Source organism: Pseudomonas sp. HS6 (assembly GCF_023375815.1).
In the GTDB taxonomy this organism is placed as follows: Bacteria; Pseudomonadota; Gammaproteobacteria; order Pseudomonadales; family Pseudomonadaceae; genus Aquipseudomonas.
Genome location: NZ_CP067412.1, coordinates 619733 through 637814, shown reverse-complemented (window position 1 = coordinate 637814; position 18082 = coordinate 619733). Strand labels below are relative to the sequence as shown.

The 18082-nt window shown below is 59.6% G+C and carries 24 protein-coding genes; 13 read left to right on the top strand and 11 right to left on the bottom strand.

Translation table 11 applies throughout. The annotated features are described in order from the left end of the window. Window positions 1-39: 39 nt before the first annotated feature. Window positions 40-564, bottom strand: a complete 525-nt coding sequence (gene yjgA, locus JJN09_RS03100; RefSeq protein ID WP_249485573.1) for a ribosome biogenesis factor YjgA — start codon at window positions 562-564, stop codon at window positions 40-42. A gap of 102 nt (window positions 565-666) precedes the next feature. Between yjgA and pmbA the strand changes: the two genes are divergently transcribed. The 6 genes from pmbA to JJN09_RS03070 all read left to right on the top strand — a co-directional run bounded on the left by pmbA (window position 667) and on the right by JJN09_RS03070 (window position 5950). Further along, window positions 667-2019: a metalloprotease PmbA gene (gene pmbA, locus JJN09_RS03095; RefSeq protein ID WP_249485571.1), complete on the top strand. Its 1353-nt coding sequence runs from the start codon at window positions 667-669 to the stop codon at window positions 2017-2019. A 161-nt stretch (window positions 2020-2180) separates the two neighbouring features. Next, window positions 2181-2588, top strand: a complete 408-nt coding sequence (locus JJN09_RS03090) for a FagA protein (RefSeq protein WP_249485569.1) — start codon at window positions 2181-2183, stop codon at window positions 2586-2588. Then, the gene (locus JJN09_RS03085) at window positions 2569-3945 is read left to right on the top strand and encodes a lyase family protein (RefSeq protein WP_249485567.1); all 1377 of its coding nucleotides are present in this window, start codon (window positions 2569-2571) and stop codon (window positions 3943-3945) included. The genes JJN09_RS03090 and JJN09_RS03085 overlap by 20 nt, the downstream gene beginning before the upstream one ends. A 27-nt stretch (window positions 3946-3972) precedes the next feature. Continuing rightward, window positions 3973-4413: a hypothetical protein gene (locus JJN09_RS03080; RefSeq protein WP_085711789.1), complete on the top strand. Its 441-nt coding sequence runs from the start codon at window positions 3973-3975 to the stop codon at window positions 4411-4413. 1 nt (window position 4414) lies between these two features. Beyond that, window positions 4415-5026 (top strand): superoxide dismutase, encoded by a 612-nt coding sequence (locus JJN09_RS03075; RefSeq protein ID WP_249490884.1) that lies wholly within the window; start codon window positions 4415-4417, stop codon window positions 5024-5026. Between the two features lie 30 nt (window positions 5027-5056). Further along, window positions 5057-5950 (top strand): ZIP family metal transporter, encoded by an 894-nt coding sequence (locus JJN09_RS03070; RefSeq protein ID WP_249485565.1) that lies wholly within the window; start codon window positions 5057-5059, stop codon window positions 5948-5950. Between the two features lie 40 nt (window positions 5951-5990). Here the strand turns inward: JJN09_RS03070 and JJN09_RS03065 are convergent, their stop codons facing one another. From JJN09_RS03065 to JJN09_RS03020, 10 genes are all read right to left on the bottom strand, one after another. Beyond that, the gene (locus JJN09_RS03065; protein WP_096818959.1) at window positions 5991-6266 is read right to left on the bottom strand and encodes an HPr family phosphocarrier protein; all 276 of its coding nucleotides are present in this window, start codon (window positions 6264-6266) and stop codon (window positions 5991-5993) included. A gap of 15 nt (window positions 6267-6281) precedes the next feature. Then, window positions 6282-7139 carry an RNase adapter RapZ gene (gene rapZ / locus JJN09_RS03060; protein WP_096818961.1) on the bottom strand — a complete coding sequence of 286 codons (858 nt, stop codon included), beginning with the start codon at window positions 7137-7139 and terminating at the stop codon, window positions 6282-6284. Window positions 7140-7141: 2 nt separating this feature from the next. After that, a complete protein-coding gene (gene ptsN, locus JJN09_RS03055) occupies window positions 7142-7606 on the bottom strand; it encodes a PTS IIA-like nitrogen regulatory protein PtsN (RefSeq protein ID WP_169428869.1) in 465 nt (154 codons plus the stop codon). Between the two features lie 11 nt (window positions 7607-7617). Next, window positions 7618-7926, bottom strand: coding sequence for a ribosome-associated translation inhibitor RaiA (gene raiA, locus JJN09_RS03050; RefSeq protein WP_007953578.1), 309 nt, complete (start codon window positions 7924-7926; stop codon window positions 7618-7620). A gap of 73 nt (window positions 7927-7999) precedes the next feature. Further along, window positions 8000-9493, bottom strand: a complete 1494-nt coding sequence (locus tag JJN09_RS03045; RefSeq protein WP_249485563.1) for an RNA polymerase factor sigma-54 — start codon at window positions 9491-9493, stop codon at window positions 8000-8002. A 186-nt stretch (window positions 9494-9679) separates the two neighbouring features. Next, window positions 9680-10405, bottom strand: a complete 726-nt coding sequence (gene lptB, locus JJN09_RS03040) for an LPS export ABC transporter ATP-binding protein (protein WP_007953572.1) — start codon at window positions 10403-10405, stop codon at window positions 9680-9682. After that, entirely contained in the window at window positions 10405-10950 is a 546-nt protein-coding gene (gene lptA / locus JJN09_RS03035) for a lipopolysaccharide transport periplasmic protein LptA (RefSeq protein WP_249485561.1), read from the bottom strand. Before lptA ends, lptB begins: the two co-directional genes overlap by 1 nt. Beyond that, window positions 10937-11509: an LPS export ABC transporter periplasmic protein LptC gene (lptC, locus tag JJN09_RS03030; protein WP_249485560.1), complete on the bottom strand. Its 573-nt coding sequence runs from the start codon at window positions 11507-11509 to the stop codon at window positions 10937-10939. The genes lptA and lptC overlap by 14 nt, the downstream gene beginning before the upstream one ends. An 8-nt stretch (window positions 11510-11517) precedes the next feature. Then, on the bottom strand, window positions 11518-12042 hold the full coding sequence (locus JJN09_RS03025; protein ID WP_011332476.1) for an HAD family hydrolase: 525 nt from the start codon (window positions 12040-12042) through the stop codon (window positions 11518-11520). Further along, on the bottom strand, window positions 12043-13017 hold the full coding sequence (locus JJN09_RS03020; RefSeq protein ID WP_085729618.1) for a KpsF/GutQ family sugar-phosphate isomerase: 975 nt from the start codon (window positions 13015-13017) through the stop codon (window positions 12043-12045). 275 nt (window positions 13018-13292) lie between these two features. Between JJN09_RS03020 and JJN09_RS03015 the strand changes: the two genes are divergently transcribed. The 7 genes from JJN09_RS03015 to murA all read left to right on the top strand — a co-directional run bounded on the left by JJN09_RS03015 (window position 13293) and on the right by murA (window position 17973). Further along, the gene (locus tag JJN09_RS03015; RefSeq protein ID WP_249485558.1) at window positions 13293-14102 is read left to right on the top strand and encodes an ATP-binding cassette domain-containing protein; all 810 of its coding nucleotides are present in this window, start codon (window positions 13293-13295) and stop codon (window positions 14100-14102) included. Beyond that, window positions 14102-14899, top strand: coding sequence for a lipid asymmetry maintenance ABC transporter permease subunit MlaE (mlaE, locus tag JJN09_RS03010; RefSeq protein ID WP_249485556.1), 798 nt, complete (start codon window positions 14102-14104; stop codon window positions 14897-14899). Before JJN09_RS03015 ends, mlaE begins: the two co-directional genes overlap by 1 nt. Beyond that, window positions 14899-15366 carry an outer membrane lipid asymmetry maintenance protein MlaD gene (gene mlaD / locus JJN09_RS03005; RefSeq protein WP_249485554.1) on the top strand — a complete coding sequence of 156 codons (468 nt, stop codon included), beginning with the start codon at window positions 14899-14901 and terminating at the stop codon, window positions 15364-15366. Before mlaE ends, mlaD begins: the two co-directional genes overlap by 1 nt. An 11-nt stretch (window positions 15367-15377) precedes the next feature. After that, window positions 15378-16028 carry a phospholipid-binding protein MlaC gene (locus tag JJN09_RS03000; RefSeq protein WP_249485552.1) on the top strand — a complete coding sequence of 217 codons (651 nt, stop codon included), beginning with the start codon at window positions 15378-15380 and terminating at the stop codon, window positions 16026-16028. Continuing rightward, window positions 16025-16330, top strand: a complete 306-nt coding sequence (locus tag JJN09_RS02995; protein WP_249485550.1) for a lipid asymmetry maintenance protein MlaB — start codon at window positions 16025-16027, stop codon at window positions 16328-16330. Before JJN09_RS03000 ends, JJN09_RS02995 begins: the two co-directional genes overlap by 4 nt. A gap of 115 nt (window positions 16331-16445) precedes the next feature. After that, window positions 16446-16685, top strand: a complete 240-nt coding sequence (locus tag JJN09_RS02990; protein ID WP_096818978.1) for a BolA family protein — start codon at window positions 16446-16448, stop codon at window positions 16683-16685. Window positions 16686-16707: 22 nt separating this feature from the next. Continuing rightward, window positions 16708-17973, top strand: coding sequence for a UDP-N-acetylglucosamine 1-carboxyvinyltransferase (gene murA / locus JJN09_RS02985; protein WP_249485548.1), 1266 nt, complete (start codon window positions 16708-16710; stop codon window positions 17971-17973). Window positions 17974-18082: the final 109 nt, after the last annotated feature.

Below are 18082 nucleotides of genomic sequence, written 5' to 3'. Positions count from 1 at the left end.
CTTCGGGTGGCGCGCAGGGCGGCCACCCGGTGGCGAATATCAACGCAGACCGCGTTGAGTCTCGTCCAGCTCACGGATGTACTTGAAGATCTTGCGGCTCGAGGCAGGAGGTTTGTTTTGCGCAACCTCGTGCTGAGCCTGACGGATCAGGGAACGCAGTTGCTGGCGGTCGGCGTCCGGGTACTCGACGACGAATTTTTCCAGCACGGCATCGTCACCGGCGATCAGGCGGTCACGCCAGCGTTCGAGGTTGTGGAAACGCTCGTTGTACTGACGGGTAGAGGCATCGAGTTGATCGAGCAGGGTAAGAATCGCGTCAGTGTCCTGATCACGCATCAGTTTGCCGATGAACTGCAAGTGCCGTTTACGCGCGATGTTCGCGGTGTGCTTGGGCGCATCGGCCAGGGCCCGGCGCAAAGCGTCGGTCAATGGCAGTTTCGCCTGCAAGTCGGGCTTGAGCGTTGTAAGGCGCTCGCCAAGGTCAACCAGAGCATGCAGCTCGCGTTTGACCTGGGATTTGCTTTTTTCTCCCGTATCGAGGGAGTCGTCGTAAGAATCAACCATGGTGGCAGTCCGCAAAGAAACGCCGCCATGATAACCAGTCGGGGGCCGCTTGTCCGGCCCGGTCGCTCGAAGGCCCCAGCCGAAAGCAGAATTTGAGTGGAGATGAGCATGAGTGCAGTTGAAAGCGTCGGCCCACAGGCATTGCCGGCACTGCAGGAACAGGTCGAGCAGATCATCGCCGAAGCCAAGCGTCAGGGTGCCAGTGCCTGTGAAGTAGCGGTGTCGCTGGAGCAGGGCTTGTCGACCTCGGTGCGTCAACGTGAAGTCGAAACGGTCGAATTCAACCGTGATCAGGGCTTCGGCATCACGCTGTATGTCGGCCAGCGCAAGGGCTCTGCCAGCACGTCCGCCACCGGGCCGGATGCGATTCGTGAGACGGTTGCTGCGGCGCTGGCGATTGCCAAGCACACTTCGGAAGACGAAGCCTCGGGGCTGGCCGATGCCGCGCTGATGGCCAGGGATATTCAGGATTTCGATCTGTTCCACCAATGGGACATCACCCCGGAACAAGCCATCGAGAAGGCATTGCTCTGTGAAGCCGCTGCGTTCGACGCCGATGCGCGGATCAAGAATGCTGATGGCACCACCCTCAGCACCCATCAGGGCTGCCGAGTGTATGGCAACAGTCACGGCTTCATCGGCGGTTACGCCTCGACTCGACACAGCCTGAGCTGCGTGATGATCGCCGAGGCCGATGGCCAGATGCAGCGTGATTACTGGTACGACGTGAACCGCCAGGGCAGTTTGCTGGCCGACCCGGTGAGCATTGGCCAGCGTGCGGCACAACGAGCGGCGAGCCGTCTGGGTGCGCGCCCGGTGCCGACCTGCGAAGTGCCGGTGCTGTTTTCTGCAGAGCTGGCCGGTGGATTGTTCGGCAGTTTCCTGGGGGCAATTTCGGGGGGCAGTCTGTACCGCAAATCGTCCTTCCTTGAAGGGACACTGGGGCAGAAGCTGTTTCCTGAATGGCTGACCATCGACGAGCGTCCGCACCTGATGCGTGCCATGGGCAGTGCGTCGTACGACGGTGACGGTCTGGCGACCTATGCAAAACCGTTCGTCGAAAAAGGCGAGCTGGTGTCGTACATCCTCGGCACTTATTCCGGTCGCAAGCTGGGCATGCCTAGCACCGCCAACGCGGGCGGTGTGCATAACCTGTTCGTCACCCATGGCGATGAAGACCAGGCTGCATTGCTGCGGCGCATGGGGCGTGGGTTGCTGGTCACCGAACTGATGGGCCATGGCTTGAACATGGTCACCGGCGATTACTCGCGCGGTGCGGCGGGTTTTTGGGTCGAAAACGGTGAAATCCAGTTCGCGGTGCAGGAAGTGACCATCGCCGGCAACATGCGTGACATGTTCAAGCAGATCGTCGCGGTCGGTAACGATCTGGAGCTGCGCAGCAACATTCGCACCGGTTCGGTGTTAATCGAGAAGATGACCGTCGCGGGCAGTTAAGCCCAGGCAGGCACACAAGAGGCGCGCCATCCGATTGGGTGGCGCGCCTTTTTTTGTGTTCGCAAATTTTTGGGACTGATCAGGCCAGCTAAAAAGCTGCTCTTGTTTTGGTTCTCATTATCATCTAATAATAAATCTCATTATCGAATGAGCCCAGGATCATGAGTTCTGCCTTGCACGAGCAGCCGTACCTCGAAAGCTGGCGCTGGATGAGTCGCCAGATCCGTTGCGCCATGGATCCCGACGAGCCGCGTCTGATCGAACACTACCTGGCCGAAGGCCGGTATCTGGCCTGCTGCACGGCGACCTCGCCCTGGACCGTCGCTGAAACCTCTTTCCGTCTGCTGCTCGACACGGCCTCCGACATCGCATTGCCGTGGCATTGGCGCAGTCTCTGTCTCGACCAAGCTTGGCGCCCATTGCGTGAAATGGAGCGCCTGTCGCTGTGCAAATGCCGGCTCAAACGCTGGCAAAGCTACACCTGGCAGCTCGCCACCTGCGAGTTGCAACCCTCGATTCCTCTCATTGAATTAGTCCAAGGATTTACCGATGACCAAGACACGTATTGAGCGCGACAGCATGGGCGAATTGCAGGTGCCGGTGGACGCTCTCTACGGCGCGCAGACCCAGCGCGCAGTGGATAACTTCCCGATCAGCGGCAAACCGATGCCGACCCAGTTCATTCGCGCTCTGATCCTGGCCAAAGCGGCCGCCGCTCGCGCGAACGTCGAACTCAACCAGATCAGCGCAGCGCAAGGCAAAGCCATCAGCGACGCGGCCCAAGGTCTGCTTGAGGGTGACTTCATGCAGCATTTCCCGGTGGATATCTTCCAGACCGGCTCTGGCACCAGCTCCAACATGAACGCCAACGAAGTGATCGCCACGCTGGCCAGCCGCCTGCTCGACGAGCCGGTGAATGCCAACGATCACGTCAACTGTGGTCAGAGCAGCAACGACATCATCCCGACCACCATCCACGTCAGCGCGGCGTTGGCCCTGCACGAACAATTGCTGCCGGCGCTGTTGCATCTGGTGCAAGTCATCGAACGCAAGGCCGAGCAGGTTCATCACCACGTCAAAACCGGCCGCACCCACTTGATGGACGCCATGCCGGTGCGCATGAGTCAGGTGCTCAACGGTTGGGCGCAGCAGCTCAAGGCCAACATCGGTCACCTGCAGGACTTGCTGCCAAGCCTGCAATCCTTGGCTCAGGGTGGCACGGCGGTCGGCACCGGGATCAATGCGCATCCGGAATTCGCTGCGCGTTTCAGCCGTCAACTTAGCCAACTGACCAATGTGCAATTCACCCCGGGCAAGGATCTGTTCGCCCTGATTGGCTCGCAGGACACCGCCGTGGCCGTGTCGGGTCAACTCAAGGCTACCGCGGTATCGCTGATGAAAATCGCCAACGACCTGCGCTGGATGAACTCCGGCCCGCTCGCCGGCCTCGGTGAAATCGAGCTGGAAGGTCTGCAGCCTGGCTCGTCGATCATGCCGGGCAAGGTCAATCCGGTGATTCCGGAAGCCACCGCCATGGTTGCCGCGCAAGTGATCGGCAATGACTCGGTAATCACCATCGCCGGGCAGTCGGGCAATTTCGAACTGAACGTGATGCTGCCGATCATCGCCCAGAACCTGTTGAGCAGCATTGAGTTGCTGGCCAACTCCAGCCGTCTGCTGGGTGACAAGGCGATTGCCAGCTTCAAGGTCAACGAGACGCGCCTCAAGGAAGCGCTGTCACGCAACCCGATTCTGGTCACCGCACTCAACCCGATTATCGGTTACCAGAAAGCCGCCGAAATCGCCAAGCAGGCCTACAAACAGGGCCGTCCGGTGATTGACGTCGCGCTGGAACACACCGACCTGTCGCGCAGCCAGCTGGAAGAGTTGCTCAATCCCGAGAAACTCACCGCCGGCGGCGTGTAAACACTGCAACCGCTTTGGAGACTCATCATGGAGCACTGGAAACGCACGATCGAACGGGCCAATCGCTGCTTCATGCTGGGCGAGCTGATCGACGCCCGTGAGGCCTATCTGCAAGCGCTGGCTCTGGCTCAAGTGCTGTTCGAGCGCTGGGCCGATGCCGACGAAGCGGTGGCGGCCTGCGTCATTTCCCATCACAACCTGGCCGATCTGCATCTGCGCCTGAATCAGCCGGAGGAGAGCGCCGAATATCTGTGCGCGATCCACCAGCGCCTGTTGCAGACCATGCAGGACGAGCGTCTGCGCCCGGCCCTGCGCGAAGCAGCGCTGCGCCAGAGCAGCAAGACCTATGTCGAGCTGCTCAATTTCATCAGCGAACACGGCGAATACCCGCGCACGCAGCGCTTGCTACACCCGGATACCGGCAATGCGCGTCGCGTGCCTGCCCAACATCACCATGGAGTCCACTGAAATGGCTTTTACCCTGCCAGCCTTGCCTTACGCCTACGACGCACTGGAACCGCACATCGATGCGCAGACCATGGAGATTCACTACACCAAGCATCACCAGACCTACATCAACAACCTGAACGCCGCCGTCGAGGGCACGGAGTACGCCGAATGGCCGGTGGAAAAACTGGTGGCCAGCGTCCAGCAACTGCCGGAAAAACTGCGTGCGGCGGTGATCAATCAGGGCGGCGGGCATGCCAACCACTCGCTGTTTTGGGAAGTGATGGTGCCCGGCGGTGGCGGCAAGCCGGACGGCGCGCTGGCCAGGGCGATCGATGAGCAGTTGGGCGGTCTCGACAGCTTCAAGGACGCTTTCACCAAAGCCGCGCTGACGCGTTTCGGCAGCGGCTGGGCCTGGCTCAGCGTGACCCCGGACAAGAAACTGGTGGTGGAAAGCAGCGGCAACCAGGACAGCCCGCTGATGGACGGCAATACGCCGATCCTCGGACTCGACGTGTGGGAGCACGCCTATTACCTGCGTTATCAGAACCGTCGCCCGGAATACATCAGCGCGTTCTACAACGTGATCAATTGGCCTGAAGTCGCTGCGCGTTATCAGGCTGCACTGGTTTAAGTCTCCTATAAAAACAATCCAAGGCTGACTATGGGCACTGAAACACTGGCGATCGGAAGTGGGCGTATGTTTCGTTACGCGTTCGGGTCGCTGCTGCTGTTAGCGGGCATGACCTTGCTGGTGGCTCACGGGCTCGAATGGCTGAACCTGGAGCCGAAACTGTCTCGGGCATTGCAGGGCGGTGCGATCTGCGCTCTCGGGACGGCGCTTGGTGCCGTTCCGGTGCTGGTTATCCGCAACATGCCTCAGGCGCTGGGCGATACGCTGTTGGGGTTCGGCGCAGGGGTGATGCTGGCGGCGACCGCGTTTTCGTTGATCGTGCCGGGGATTGCCGCCGCCGAGAGCCTTGGCCTGAGCCCTTGGGGCGCCAGTGGTCTGATCTGTTTCGGCATCATGCTCGGTGCTTTCGGTCTGTATCTGGTGGATCGCAAGGTGTCCGGCGCTTCACCGGAAATGCTGATCGGCACCGCCGAGCACCCAGTGATTCCCCCGCGGATCTGGCTGTTCGTGTTTGCCATCATTGCCCATAACATTCCGGAAGGGATGGCCGTCGGCGTCTCCGCTGGCGGCGGCATGCCGGACGCTGACAGCCTGGCGATGGGCATCGCCTTGCAGGATGTGCCGGAAGGGTTGGTGATTGCGCTGGTGTTGGCTGGGGCGGGGATGTCGCGGGTCAAGGCGTTTCTGATCGGGGCGGCATCGGGGCTGGTCGAACCGGTGTTTGCACTGCTGTGTGCGTGGCTGGTCAGCCTGGCGGAGTTACTGTTGCCCCTCGGATTGGCGTTGGCGGCCGGGGCGATGTTGCTGGTGGTGACCCACGAAGTGATCCCGGAATCGCGACGCAATGGTCACGACAAACTGGCGAGCCTGGGATTGTTGATCGGGTTCTGCCTGATGATGGTGATGGACACGGCGTTGGGATGAGAGGGGTGAGGGAGGCTTGCTCCCTCGCCACTAAAGGCTTTCAACCGCCTTCGTCGAAGTAGTTGTTGATCAGTGCCACCAAGGCATCCAGGGCTTCCTGTTCCTGATGCCCTTCGGTGCTCAGAAAAATTTTGGTGCCCTTGCCGGCGGCGAGCATCATCATCGCCATGATGCTTTTGCCATCTACCGTGGTTTCCGGGGTGCGACCCACTCTGATCGTGCAGTCGGGATACTGACCCGCCACGCCAACGAACTTTGCCGACGCCCGGGCATGCAGGCCCAGCTTGTTGATGATTTCGATTTCCAGAGCAGGCATCGCGGTGTGAATCCTTTAGCTGAGGTCGCGGTGGCGAACCTGGACGTTCTTCAGGGTTTTCTGCAGGGCCTGACCCAGGCGTTCAGTCAGGTAGACGGAACGGTGATGCCCGCCGGTGCAGCCAATGGCAATGGTGACGTAGGCGCGATTGCTTGCAGCGAAGCGCGGCAGCCATTTGAACAGATACGCATAGATGTCCTGGAACATCTCTTCGACTTCCGGTTGTGCCGCCAGGTACTCGGCTACCGGCTCATCGAGCCCGGATTGTGCTCGTAGTTCCGGTTTCCAGTACGGGTTGGGCAGGCAGCGTACATCGAACACCAGATCCGCATCCACCGGCATGCCGCGTTTGAAACCGAACGACTCCACCAGAAACGCAGTGCCTGGCTCCGGCTGGTTCAGCAGCCGCAGCTTGATGGTGTCGCGCAACTGGTACAGGTTCAGATTGGTGGTGTTGACCTTCAGGTCGGCCAGATCGGCGATCGGCCCCAGCAGGGCAGTTTCATCATTGATGGCTTCGGCCAGCGAACGATTTGCGCTGCTAAGAGGGTGGCGACGACGGGTTTCCGAGAAGCGCTTGAGCAGGGTTTCTTCATCGGCATCCAGATACAGGACGTCGCACTGGATGTGCCGGCTGCGGACCTCCTCAAGCAACTCCGGAAAGCGCGATAGATGGCTTGGCAGATTGCGCGCATCGATCGATACCGCGACCAGTGGCTGAGACAGTTCCGTATGAATCAGTGCGCGTTCCGCCAGTTCCGGCAGCAGGCCGGCAGGCAAATTGTCGATGCAGTAGTAGCCGTTGTCCTCGAGGACATCCAGGGCGGTACTTTTACCCGAGCCGGAGCGGCCACTGACAATGATCAAGCGCATGTTTAGTGCCCGTTTTGCTCGTCCAGGACAACCTGATACAAGGCTTCGTTGGTGGTAGCGCGACGCAGTTTTTCGCGTACTTCCTTGCGGTCGAGCATGCTGGCGATCTGGCGCAGCAGTTCCAGGTGCGCATCGGTGGCGGCTTCGGGGACCAGCAGCACAAACAGCAGGTCGACCGGTGCACCATCGATGGCGTCGAAATCGATGGGCGCTTCAAGGTGCATCAAGGCGCTGATGGGCGACTCACAGCCCTTGAGGCGGCAGTGGGGAATGGCGATGCCGTTGCCAAAACCGGTCGAGCCGAGTTTTTCACGGGCAATCAGCGCCTCGAAGACATCTTGCATCTCCAGATCCGGTACTTCCCGGGCGATCAGGTTGGCAATTTGTTCGAGGGCTTTCTTTTTGCTGCCGCCCGGCACGTTCACGAGGGAACGGCCGGGGGTCAGGATGCTTTCAAGTCGGATCATGGGGGTGGGGGTTATCGACCGGTAGCGCCCTGAAGCAGGCTCTGGGTCTTTTCCTTATGCTTTTTGAGTTGTTTATCAAGCTTGTCGGTCAGCGCGTCGATCGCAGCGTACATATCTGTATGTTCCGCGTTTGCGACGACCTCGTTACCGGGAATATGCAGCGTGGCTTCGATTTTCTGCTTCAGCTTCTCGACGCACATCGTGACTTGCACGTTGGTGATCTTGTCGAAATGGCCCTCAAGCCTCTTGAGCTTTTGCTCAACGTACTCACGGAGAGGTTGGGTAACTTCCAGTTGGTGTCCACTGATGTTGACTTGCATACAGCTTCTCCTTCGTTGCCAGTGCATAAAGCGGCAGGCCGAAGAGCCTGCCACTGGAACGCTGTAACGTGGCTTACATCAACCGCTTGCGTTCGCTCGAAGGCGCGATCCCGAGGGATTCGCGGTACTTGGCGACGGTGCGGCGAGCCACCTGAATGCCTTGTGCCTCCAGTAAACCAGCGATCTTGCTGTCACTCAACGGCTTTTTCTGATTTTCCGCGGCAACCAGTTTTTTGATGATCGCGCGAATCGCCGTGGACGAGCATTCACCGCCTTCGGAGGTGCTGACGTGGCTGGAGAAAAAGTATTTCAGTTCATAAATGCCCCGGGGGGTATGCATGAATTTCTGCGTGGTGACCCGGGAAATGGTCGACTCGTGCATGCCCACCGCTTCAGCGATGTCATGCAGTACCAGCGGCTTCATGGCTTCGTCGCCGTATTCAAGAAAGCCGCGTTGATGCTCGACGATCTGGGTGGCCACTTTCATCAGGGTTTCGTTGCGGCTCTGCAGGCTCTTGATGAACCAGCGGGCTTCCTGCAATTGATTGCGCATGAAGGTGTTGTCGGCGCTGGTGTCGGCGCGACGGACGAAACCGGCGTACTGAGCGTTGACTCGCAGGCGTGGCACCGATTCCTGGTTCAGCTCAACCAGCCAGCGTTCGTTGTCCTTGCGCACGATGACGTCAGGCACCACGTATTCGGCTTCGGTGGATTCGATTTGCGAGCCTGGGCGCGGGTTGAGGCTCTGTACCAGTTCGATGACCTGGCGCAGTTCATCTTCCTTGAGCTTCATGCGGCGCATCAGCTGGCTGTAGTCGCGGCTGCCAAGCAGGTCGATGTAATCGGTGACCAGACGCTTGGCCTCCGCGAGCCAAGGAGTCTTGGCCGATAGCTGGCGCAATTGCAGCAGCAGGCATTCGCCCAGGTTGCGTGCGCCAATGCCGGCAGGTTCGAATTGCTGGATGCGGTGCAGGACGGCTTCGATCTCGTCCAGCTCGATGTCGAGCTCCGGATCGAAGGCGTCGAGGATTTCTTCGAGGGTTTCGTCGAGGTAGCCCTGATTGTTGATGCAGTCGATCAGGGTGACGGCGATCAGGCGATCGGTGTCGGACATCGGCGCCAGGTTCAACTGCCACAGCAGGTGGCTTTGCAGGCTCTCGCCGGCGGAGGTACGGGTGGTGAAGTCCCACTCGTCGTCATCGCTGCTCGGCAGGCTACTGGCACTGGTCTGGTAGACGTCTTCCCAAGCAGTGTCCACCGGCAGTTCGTTGGGGATTCGCTCGTTCCATTCGCCTTCTTCAAGATTATCGACCGTCGGTGCGGTCTCCTGATAGGAGGGTTCCTGGATCTCGGTGTTGGGCTTCTGTTCGGCGTTGTCGGCCATGGGATCGGAGTTGTCGAAGTCGTCGCCGTCTTCCTGACGTTCGAGCATCGGATTGGATTCCAGAGCCTCCTGGATTTCCTGTTGCAGATCCAGGGTCGACAATTGGAGCAGGCGGATGGCCTGTTGCAGCTGCGGTGTCATCGTCAGCTGCTGGCCCATTCTCAAGACTAGCGATGGTTTCATGGCAGGGGCTTAACACCTTATTCGCCGGCGCTATGCGCCATCCACTACAGGGCGCCGGAGCGCCAAACTTAAGCAAATTATATGCCTGAAACTGTCGTGTTTGCCTAGAGCGCTGTAACAATAAAAGCGTATAAAAGTGCGCTTCAACGTTACAGCACCCGGACGGCTGGTCGAATGCTGTCGCGCTTACAGGCGGAACTCGTGACCCAGATACACTTCCTTCACCAGATCATTGGCGAGGATGGTCGCGGAGTCGCCTTCGGCGATCAGTTGGCCATCATTAACGATGTAGGCCGTTTCACAGATATCCAGCGTCTCGCGGACGTTGTGGTCGGTGATCAGTACACCGATGCCCTTGGCCTTGAGGTGGTGAATGATCTGCTTGATGTCGCCCACGGAAATCGGGTCGACACCGGCGAACGGTTCGTCGAGCAGGATGAATTTCGGTGCAGTGGCCAGTGCGCGGGCGATTTCCACTCGGCGACGTTCACCACCGGACAGGCTCATGCCGAGGTTGTCGCGGATGTGGCTGATGTGGAACTCCTGCAGCAGGCTTTCCAGCTCCTTGCGACGGCCGGCCTTGTCGAGCTCCTGACGGGTCTCGAGGATGGCCATGATGTTGTCGGCCACCGACAGTTTGCGGAAGATCGACGCTTCCTGGGGCAGATACCCGATACCGGCCTTGGCGCGGCCGTGCATTGGCTGATGGCTGACGTCCAGGTCGTCGATCAGCACGCGACCCTGATCGGCCTGTACCAGGCCGACGATCATGTAGAAGCAGGTGGTCTTGCCGGCGCCATTGGGGCCGAGCAGGCCGACGATCTGCCCGCTGTCGATCGACAGGCTGACATCGCGCACGACCTGGCGGCTTTTATAGGCCTTGGCCAGGTGCTGAGCTTTCAGAGTTGCCATTACTGGGTTTTCTCGTCGGTTTTCTTCTTCGGCTGGATCACCATGTCGATGCGCGGGCGCGCTTCGGTGACCTTGTTGCCGGTGGCGCGACCGGCGCTGGCCAGTTTTTTCACCGTGTCATAGACGATTTTCTCGCCTTGAGTGACGTTGTTGTCCTTGTCGATGACCTTGGCCTTGTCGATCAGTACAACGCGGTTTTGCTGCGCATGGTACTGAATGGTCACGCCGTAGCCTTGAACCGGCTTGGCGTCGCCCTGGGTCTGCAATTGCTCGAAGTAGGCCAGATTGCCCACCGAAGTCACGACGTCGATATCGCCGTTGGGCGCGCGGGTCATGGTCACGGTGTTGCCTTTAACGATCATCGAGCCTTGGGTGATGATCACATCGCCCTTGTAGGTCGCGACGCCATTCTTGTCATCGAGCTGAGCATCGTCAGCCTGGATGCGGATAGGTTGCTGACTATCGTTCGGCAGAGCCCAGGCGCTCACGCTTCCCAGTGCTGCGCCCAGACTGAGCAAAATAGGGAGGGTTTTAACGAGCCTCATACTGTCCTCTTACGTTCGATAGCAGGTGTATCCTGCTTTCCTTCAAATACGCTTTCATTCCCACGCCGGTCGATATGCCGCCAGCGCCGTCGATTCTAACGGGTTGCTCGGTCTGCGCATATTGCTGCTGCGGAAACACGGTCATGCGTGTGCTGGTGATCAGGGTGTCGCGGTTCTTTTCATCGGTGCGCTTGACGCGAACCGAGTCGATCAATTCGACTTCGGTGCCGCCGGAATTCACTTCACCGCGTTCGCTGGTCACGTGCCACGGGAAGTCGGTGCCGCGATACATGTTCAGGTCGGGCTTGGTGACCAGTGTAATGTCGGTCGCCTTGACGTGCTCGGCCTTGTCGGAAGTCATTTCGTACTGCACCTTGCCGTCTTCCAGGTACTGCAAGGTGTGGGTGTTGGTCGCATACCAGTCGATCGGGCTCTCTTCTGCCGAGACAGGCGGCTTGTCGAGGAAGCGTTCCGGGCTGATGTTCCAGTAGCCGACCGCGCCGAAGATGGCCGCGATGCAACCGAACAGCAGTATGTTGCGAAACTTTTTGCTAAACATGGTTTGACTCACAAATACGCGTTATTGGCGGCATCGAGGCTGCCCTGGGCGCGCAGGATCAGTTCGCAGAATTCACGGGCGGCACCCTCGCCACCACGGGCCTGAGTGACGCCATGGGCGTGCTCGCGCACAAAAGCGGCAGCGTTAGCCACCGCCATCCCCAGCCCTACCCGGCGAATCACCGGCAGGTCGGGCAGATCGTCGCCGAGATAGGCGACCTGTTCATAGCTTAGGCCCAGTTGCTCGAGAAGACCGTCGAGGACGACGAGTTTGTCTTCGCGACCCTGAAACAGGTGCGGGATGCCGAGGTTTTTCGCCCGGCGCTCGACCACCGGGGTCTTGCGACCACTGATGATGGCGGTCTGTACGCCGGCGTTCATCAACATCTTGATGCCCTGGCCGTCGAGCGTATTGAAGGTCTTGAACTCGCTGCCGTCTTCAAGGAAGTACAGGCGCCCGTCGGTTAGGACGCCGTCGACGTCGAAAACCGCCAGCTTGATGGCTTTGCCGCGTTGCAGCAGATCGGTGCTCATTTACATCACTCCTGCGCGCAGCAGGTCGGAGAGGTTGAAGGCGCCGATCGGGCGATCGTCCTCATCCACGACGACAAGCGCGTTGATTCGATGGTCTTCCATGATTTTCAGGGCCTCGGCGGCGAGCATTTCGGCGCGGGCGGTCTTGCCGTGCACGGTCATCACCTGGTCGATGGTGGCGCTGCGTATATCAATGCTGCGGTCCAGCGTGCGGCGCAGGTCACCGTCAGTGAAGATCCCGGCGAGTTTGCCGTCGGCTTCAAGAATGACGGTCATGCCCAGACCTTTGCGGGTCATTTCCATCAATGCGTCCTTGAGCAGGGTGCCGCGTTGTACCTGCGGCAACTCCTGACCGGCGTGCATGACGTTTTCCACTTTCAGCAGCAGGCGTCGGCCCAGTGCGCCACCCGGGTGGGAAAAGGCGAAATCTTCAGCGGTGAAGCCCCGTGCTTCCAGCAACGCCACGGCCAGGGCGTCGCCCATGACCAAAGCGGCAGTGGTCGAGGAGGTCGGTGCCAGGTTCAGCGGGCAGGCTTCGTGCTCGACGTGAACGTTAAGATTGACCTCGGCCGCTTTGGCCAGAGGCGATTGCGGGTTGCCGGTCACGCTGATCAGCTGGATGCCCAGGCGCTTGATCAGTGGCAGCAGGGTAACAATTTCGTTGGTGGAGCCTGAGTTCGACAGGGCCAGGATCACATCGTCACGGGTGATCATGCCCATATCGCCGTGGCTGGCCTCGGCCGGGTGCACGAAAAATGCCGGGGTGCCGGTGCTGGCCAGGGTCGCGGCAATCTTGTTGCCGATGTGCCCGGACTTGCCCATGCCGACGACGACTACACGGCCCTTGCTGGCCAGAATCATCTCGCAAGCGCGTACGAAATCGGCGTCGATATGGGGTAACAAGCCTTGTACGGCTTCCACTTCGAGGCGGATGGTGCGTTGTGCCGATTGAATCAGGTCGCTGGTTTGGCTCATGTCAGAAATCGTATAGCCCGATGAAAAGGCGGCGATTATAGCGGTTATGTTGAAAAGCCTCACGCAAGTTCGTCGTGCTTTGTCATTCCGCGTTACTAAAACCCTCTAATAGAAGCCCAAGGCCTGTCATATCGCTGAACGCAGCCGGGGAGAGGCCTTGGGCGCTTGGCCTTTGCAGTGATATAGTTCGCCGCCAGTTCGGCCTGCCCGGGATGTAGGGGCTTTCTCCAGAAAGCCAGGCGTCCGAGTGAGAGGCTGCATCGCAAGGAGTTTAGATGAGTGCCGATAACGCCTACGCGGTCGAGCTGAAGGGAGTCTCCTTCAAGCGCGGTGCGCGGAGCATTTTCAATAACGTCGATATCCGCATCCCGCGCGGCAAGGTCACCGGCATCATGGGGCCTTCCGGGTGTGGCAAGACCACGCTGTTGCGTTTGATGGGCGCCCAGTTGCGGCCTTCGCAGGGCGAGGTCTGGGTCAATGGCCAGAACCTGCCGAAGCTTTCGCGCAGCGATCTGTTCGATGCACGCAAGCACATGGGGGTGCTGTTTCAGAGCGGCGCGCTGTTCACCGATCTCGATGTGTTCGAGAACGTCGCCTTTCCCCTGCGCGTTCACACCGAATTACCGGAGGAGATGATCCGCGACATCGTCCTGCTCAAATTGCAGGCTGTGGGGCTGCGCGGCGCCATCGAATTGATGCCCGATGAGCTGTCCGGTGGCATGAAACGTCGCGTGGCGCTGGCCCGGGCGATTGCGCTTGATCCACAGATCCTCATGTACGACGAACCGTTCGTCGGCCAGGACCCGATTGCCATGGGCGTTCTGGTGCGCCTGATCCGCCTGCTCAACGACGCGCTGGGGATCACCAGCATCGTGGTTTCCCACGATCTGGCGGAAACCGCGAGCATCGCCGACTACATCTATGTCGTAGGTGATGGGCAGGTGTTGGGGCAGGGCACGCCGGACGAGTTGATGAACTCGGATGAGCCGCGTATCCGTCAGTTCATGACCGGCAACCCCGATGGCCCGGTTCCGTATCACTTTCCAGCGACGGATTACCGCGCAGATCTTCTGGGGAAGCGTTGATGCGCAGAATTTCATTAATAGAACGCGTGCGTCAGTTCGGCGAGTCAGCCATCGACGCTGTCGCGGTATTCGGTCGGGCGACCCTGTTCCTGTTCCACGCCCTGCTGGGCCGGGGTGGTATCAGCGGCGGTTTCGGCCTGCTGGTCAAACAGTTGCATTCAGTCGGCGTCATGTCGCTGGTGATCATCGTGGTTTCCGGGATTTTCATCGGCATGGTCCTGGCGCTGCAAGGCTTCAGTATTCTGTCGAGCTATGGTTCGGAACAGGCGGTGGGGCAGATGGTTGCCTTGACCCTCCTGCGTGAACTGGGTCCGGTGGTGACGGCGCTGCTGTTCGCCGGTCGTGCCGGTTCGGCGCTGACGGCGGAAATCGGCAATATGAAGTCCACCGAGCAATTGTCCAGCCTGGAAATGATCGGTGTGGACCCGCTCAAGTACATCATTGCTCCGCGCCTGTGGGCCGGGTTCATTTCCCTGCCGGTGCTGGCGATGATCTTCAGCGTGGTCGGCATCTGGGGCGGTTCCTGGGTCGCGGTCGACTGGCTGGGCGTCTATGAAGGCTCCTACTGGGCAAACATGCAGAACAGCGTGAATTTCTCCAGCGATGTGCTCAATGGCGTGATCAAAAGTATTGTTTTCGCCTTTGTCGTGACCTGGATCGCCGTATTCCAAGGCTATGACTGTGAGCCCACTTCCGAGGGGATCAGTCGTGCCACCACCAAGACCGTAGTGTTTGCCTCGCTGGCAGTACTCGGCCTGGACTTTATTCTGACCGCTTTGATGTTTGGAGATTTCTGATGCAAAACCGCACCCTGGAAATCGGTGTCGGCCTGTTCCTGCTGGCAGGGATCCTGGCCTTGTTGCTGCTGGCCCTGCGGGTCAGTGGCCTGTCTCCGACGTCCGCCACCGACAGCTATAAACTTTACGCGTACTTCGACAATATCGCCGGTTTGACGGTCAGAGCCAAAGTGACCATGGCCGGTGTGACCATCGGCAAGGTCACGGCGATCGATCTGGACCGCGACAGCTTCACCGGTCGGGTAACTTTGCTGGTGGACAAGAAGGTCGACAACCTGCCGACCGACTCCACAGCGTCTATCCTCACCGCTGGCCTGTTGGGCGAGAAGTACATCGGTATCAGCGTGGGCGGGGAAGAAACCCGCCTCAAGGATGGTGGAACCATCCACGACACGCAGTCGTCACTGGTACTGGAAGACCTGATCGGTAAATTCCTGCTCAATACCGTTAGCAAAGACGCCAAATGAGGAGCTTTTGAATGATCTCTACCTTGCGACGTGGCCTGTTGGTGTTGCTGGCGGCACTGCCGCTGGTGGCTAACGCCGTGGCGGCGCCTTCGGCGCACGACCTGGTTCAGGACACCACCAAACGGATGTTGGCCGATCTGGCCGCCAATAAAGAGAAGTACAAGCAGGATCCGAACGACTTCTACGCGGCGCTGAACAGCATCGTCGGACCGGTTGTGGATGCCGAGGGCATTTCCAAGAGCATCATGACGGTCAAGTATTCGCGCAAGGCTACACCGGCGCAGATGAAGACCTTCGAGGAAAACTTCAAGAAAGGCCTGTTCCAGTTCTATGGCAACGCCTTGCTCGAATATAACAACCAGGGCATCACCGTTGACCCGGCCAAGGACGAATCGGGCGATCGCACCAGCGTCGGCATGACCGTCAAGGGCAGCAACGGCGCGATCTACCCGGTGTCGTACACGCTCGAGAAGATCAATGGCGAGTGGAAACTGCGCAACGTGATCATCAACGGCATCAACATCGGAAAGCTGTTCCGCGATCAATTCGCCGATGCGATGCAGCGTAACGGCAACGACCTGGACAAGACCATCAACGGTTGGGCCGGGGAAGTGGCCAAGGCGAAGCAGTCGTCCGAACAGAACGGAAAGCCTGCCCAATGACCGAGTCGGCCGTTCGTCTGGACGCGGCCAGTGAGCTGCAGCTCACGGGTGTGCTGGATTACCGCACAGGTCCCGGTCTTCGGGAGCAGGGGCGGGCGCTGATCAAGTCGTGCAATGCCCCGGCATTGGTGATCGATTGCTCGGCGGTGGAAAAGTCCAGCAGCGTCGGCCTGTCGTTGCTGCTGTGCTTCATTCGCGATGCGAAAGCCGCCGGCAAGGCCGTCAGCATCCGCGGGATGCCCGAAGACATGCGTGAAATTGCTCAGGTCAGCGAGCTGACCGAGCTGTTGGCGCAACCCTGAACCCGCATCTGTAAAGAAGCCCCCCGTCAGAGTCCTGCGCAGCGGGGTTCGCAGGCGCGGGGCTTTTTTGTATGATGTCCGACCCGTGCGCACAGGGCGCCGATTGAGGTTGAGCATGCAGGCCGTAGAAGTGAAGAGCTTCCTTGAAGCAAATCTGCCCGGAACCCGGGTGGAAGTTGAAGGCGAAGGCTGCAACTTTCAGCTGAACGTGATTAGCGATGAACTGGCGGCGTTGAGCCCGGTCAAGCGTCAGCAAAGCATCTATGCCCATTTGAACCCATGGATCGCCGATGGCAGCATCCACGCGGTCACTATGAAATTTTTCAGCAGCGCGGCCTGGGCCGAGCGCACCTGAGCCCTAGGGCGTCGAGATTGTTATGGATAAATTGATTATTACTGGTGGCGCTCGTCTTGATGGCGAGATCCGCATCTCCGGGGCGAAGAACTCCGCCCTGCCGATCCTGGCGGCCACCTTGCTGTGCGATGGCCCGGTCACCGTCGGCAACCTGCCGCACTTGCACGACATCACCACCATGATCGAGCTGTTCGGTCGCATGGGCATCGAGCCGGTGATCGACGAGAAGCTCAGCGTCGAAATCGACCCGCGCACCATCAAGACCCTGATCGCCCCGTACGAACTGGTGAAAACCATGCGTGCTTCGATCCTGGTGCTGGGCCCGATGGTTGCCCGTTTTGGTGAAGCCGAAGTGGCTCTGCCTGGCGGTTGCGCGATTGGCTCGCGTCCGGTCGACCTGCACATCCGTGGCCTGGAAGCCATGGGTGCGGTCATTGACGTCGAAGGCGGCTACATCAAGGCCAAGGCGCCTGAAGGCGGCCTGCGTGGTGCACACTTCTTCTTCGATACCGTCAGCGTGACCGGTACCGAGAACATCATGATGGCTGCTGCTCTGGCCAAGGGCCGCAGCGTGCTGCAGAACGCTGCCCGCGAGCCTGAAGTCGTTGACCTGGCGAACTTCCTGAACGCCATGGGCGCCAAGGTCTCCGGCGCTGGTACCGACACCATCACCATCGATGGCGTCGAGCGTCTGGGTTCTGCCTTCTACAAGGTCATGCCTGACCGTATCGAAACCGGTACCTATCTGGTAGCCGCCGCGGTGACCGGTGGCCGCGTGAAGGTCAAGGACACCGATCCGACCATTCTCGAAGCCGTTCTGGAAAAACTCCGTGAAGCCGGTGCAGAAGTCACCACCGGTGAAGACTGGATCGAGCTGAACATGCACGGCAAGCGCCCGAAAGCGGTCAACGTGCGCACTGCGCCGTACCCGGCGTTCCCGACCGACATGCAGGCGCAGTTCATCTCGCTCAACGCCATTGCCGAAGGCACCGGTGCAGTGATCGAGACGATCTTCGAAAACCGCTTCATGCACGTGTACGAACTGCACCGCATGGGTGCCAAGATCCAGGTCGAAGGCAACACGGCCATCGTGACCGGCACTGAAATCCTCAAGGGCGCGCCAGTGATGGCAACCGACCTGCGGGCTTCTGCCAGCCTGGTGATTTCGGCTCTGATGGCTGAAGGCGATACCCTGATCGACCGCATCTACCACATCGACCGTGGTTACGAGTGCATCGAGGAAAAACTGCAGATGCTGGGCGCCAAGATCCGTCGCGTTCCGGGCTAGTCGCTGCATCTGGACACAGGGAAGTGTCCGTTGAATTCGTTTTGATCGGGGGTGGTAACGCCCTCGATGTATGTCCGGCGCCGATTGCGACCGGACATGAGTACCTTGA

Excerpts from the sequence above, each read along its gene's own strand:
- yjgA (WP_249485573.1), bottom strand. The coding sequence starts at position 564 with ATGGTTGATTCTTACGACGACTCCCTCGATACGGGAGAAAAAAGCAAA.
- pmbA (WP_249485571.1), top strand. The coding sequence starts at position 667 with ATGAGCATGAGTGCAGTTGAAAGCGTCGGCCCACAGGCATTGCCGGCA.
- JJN09_RS03090 (WP_249485569.1), top strand. The coding sequence starts at position 2,181 with ATGAGTTCTGCCTTGCACGAGCAGCCGTACCTCGAAAGCTGGCGCTGG.
- JJN09_RS03085 (WP_249485567.1), top strand. The coding sequence starts at position 2,569 with ATGACCAAGACACGTATTGAGCGCGACAGCATGGGCGAATTGCAGGTG.
- JJN09_RS03080 (WP_085711789.1), top strand. The coding sequence starts at position 3,973 with ATGGAGCACTGGAAACGCACGATCGAACGGGCCAATCGCTGCTTCATG.
- JJN09_RS03075 (WP_249490884.1), top strand. The coding sequence starts at position 4,415 with ATGGCTTTTACCCTGCCAGCCTTGCCTTACGCCTACGACGCACTGGAA.
- JJN09_RS03070 (WP_249485565.1), top strand. The coding sequence starts at position 5,057 with ATGGGCACTGAAACACTGGCGATCGGAAGTGGGCGTATGTTTCGTTAC.
- JJN09_RS03065 (WP_096818959.1), bottom strand. The coding sequence starts at position 6,266 with ATGCCTGCTCTGGAAATCGAAATCATCAACAAGCTGGGCCTGCATGCC.
- rapZ (WP_096818961.1), bottom strand. The coding sequence starts at position 7,139 with ATGCGCTTGATCATTGTCAGTGGCCGCTCCGGCTCGGGTAAAAGTACC.
- ptsN (WP_169428869.1), bottom strand. The coding sequence starts at position 7,606 with ATGATCCGACTTGAAAGCATCCTGACCCCCGGCCGTTCCCTCGTGAAC.
- raiA (WP_007953578.1), bottom strand. The coding sequence starts at position 7,926 with ATGCAAGTCAACATCAGTGGACACCAACTGGAAGTTACCCAACCTCTC.
- JJN09_RS03045 (WP_249485563.1), bottom strand. The coding sequence starts at position 9,493 with ATGAAACCATCGCTAGTCTTGAGAATGGGCCAGCAGCTGACGATGACA.
- lptB (WP_007953572.1), bottom strand. The coding sequence starts at position 10,405 with ATGGCAACTCTGAAAGCTCAGCACCTGGCCAAGGCCTATAAAAGCCGC.
- lptA (WP_249485561.1), bottom strand. The coding sequence starts at position 10,950 with ATGAGGCTCGTTAAAACCCTCCCTATTTTGCTCAGTCTGGGCGCAGCA.
- lptC (WP_249485560.1), bottom strand. The coding sequence starts at position 11,509 with ATGTTTAGCAAAAAGTTTCGCAACATACTGCTGTTCGGTTGCATCGCG.
- JJN09_RS03025 (WP_011332476.1), bottom strand. The coding sequence starts at position 12,042 with ATGAGCACCGATCTGCTGCAACGCGGCAAAGCCATCAAGCTGGCGGTT.
- JJN09_RS03020 (WP_085729618.1), bottom strand. The coding sequence starts at position 13,017 with ATGAGCCAAACCAGCGACCTGATTCAATCGGCACAACGCACCATCCGC.
- JJN09_RS03015 (WP_249485558.1), top strand. The coding sequence starts at position 13,293 with ATGAGTGCCGATAACGCCTACGCGGTCGAGCTGAAGGGAGTCTCCTTC.
- mlaE (WP_249485556.1), top strand. The coding sequence starts at position 14,102 with ATGCGCAGAATTTCATTAATAGAACGCGTGCGTCAGTTCGGCGAGTCA.
- mlaD (WP_249485554.1), top strand. The coding sequence starts at position 14,899 with ATGCAAAACCGCACCCTGGAAATCGGTGTCGGCCTGTTCCTGCTGGCA.
- JJN09_RS03000 (WP_249485552.1), top strand. The coding sequence starts at position 15,378 with ATGATCTCTACCTTGCGACGTGGCCTGTTGGTGTTGCTGGCGGCACTG.
- JJN09_RS02995 (WP_249485550.1), top strand. The coding sequence starts at position 16,025 with ATGACCGAGTCGGCCGTTCGTCTGGACGCGGCCAGTGAGCTGCAGCTC.
- JJN09_RS02990 (WP_096818978.1), top strand. The coding sequence starts at position 16,446 with ATGCAGGCCGTAGAAGTGAAGAGCTTCCTTGAAGCAAATCTGCCCGGA.
- murA (WP_249485548.1), top strand. The coding sequence starts at position 16,708 with ATGGATAAATTGATTATTACTGGTGGCGCTCGTCTTGATGGCGAGATC.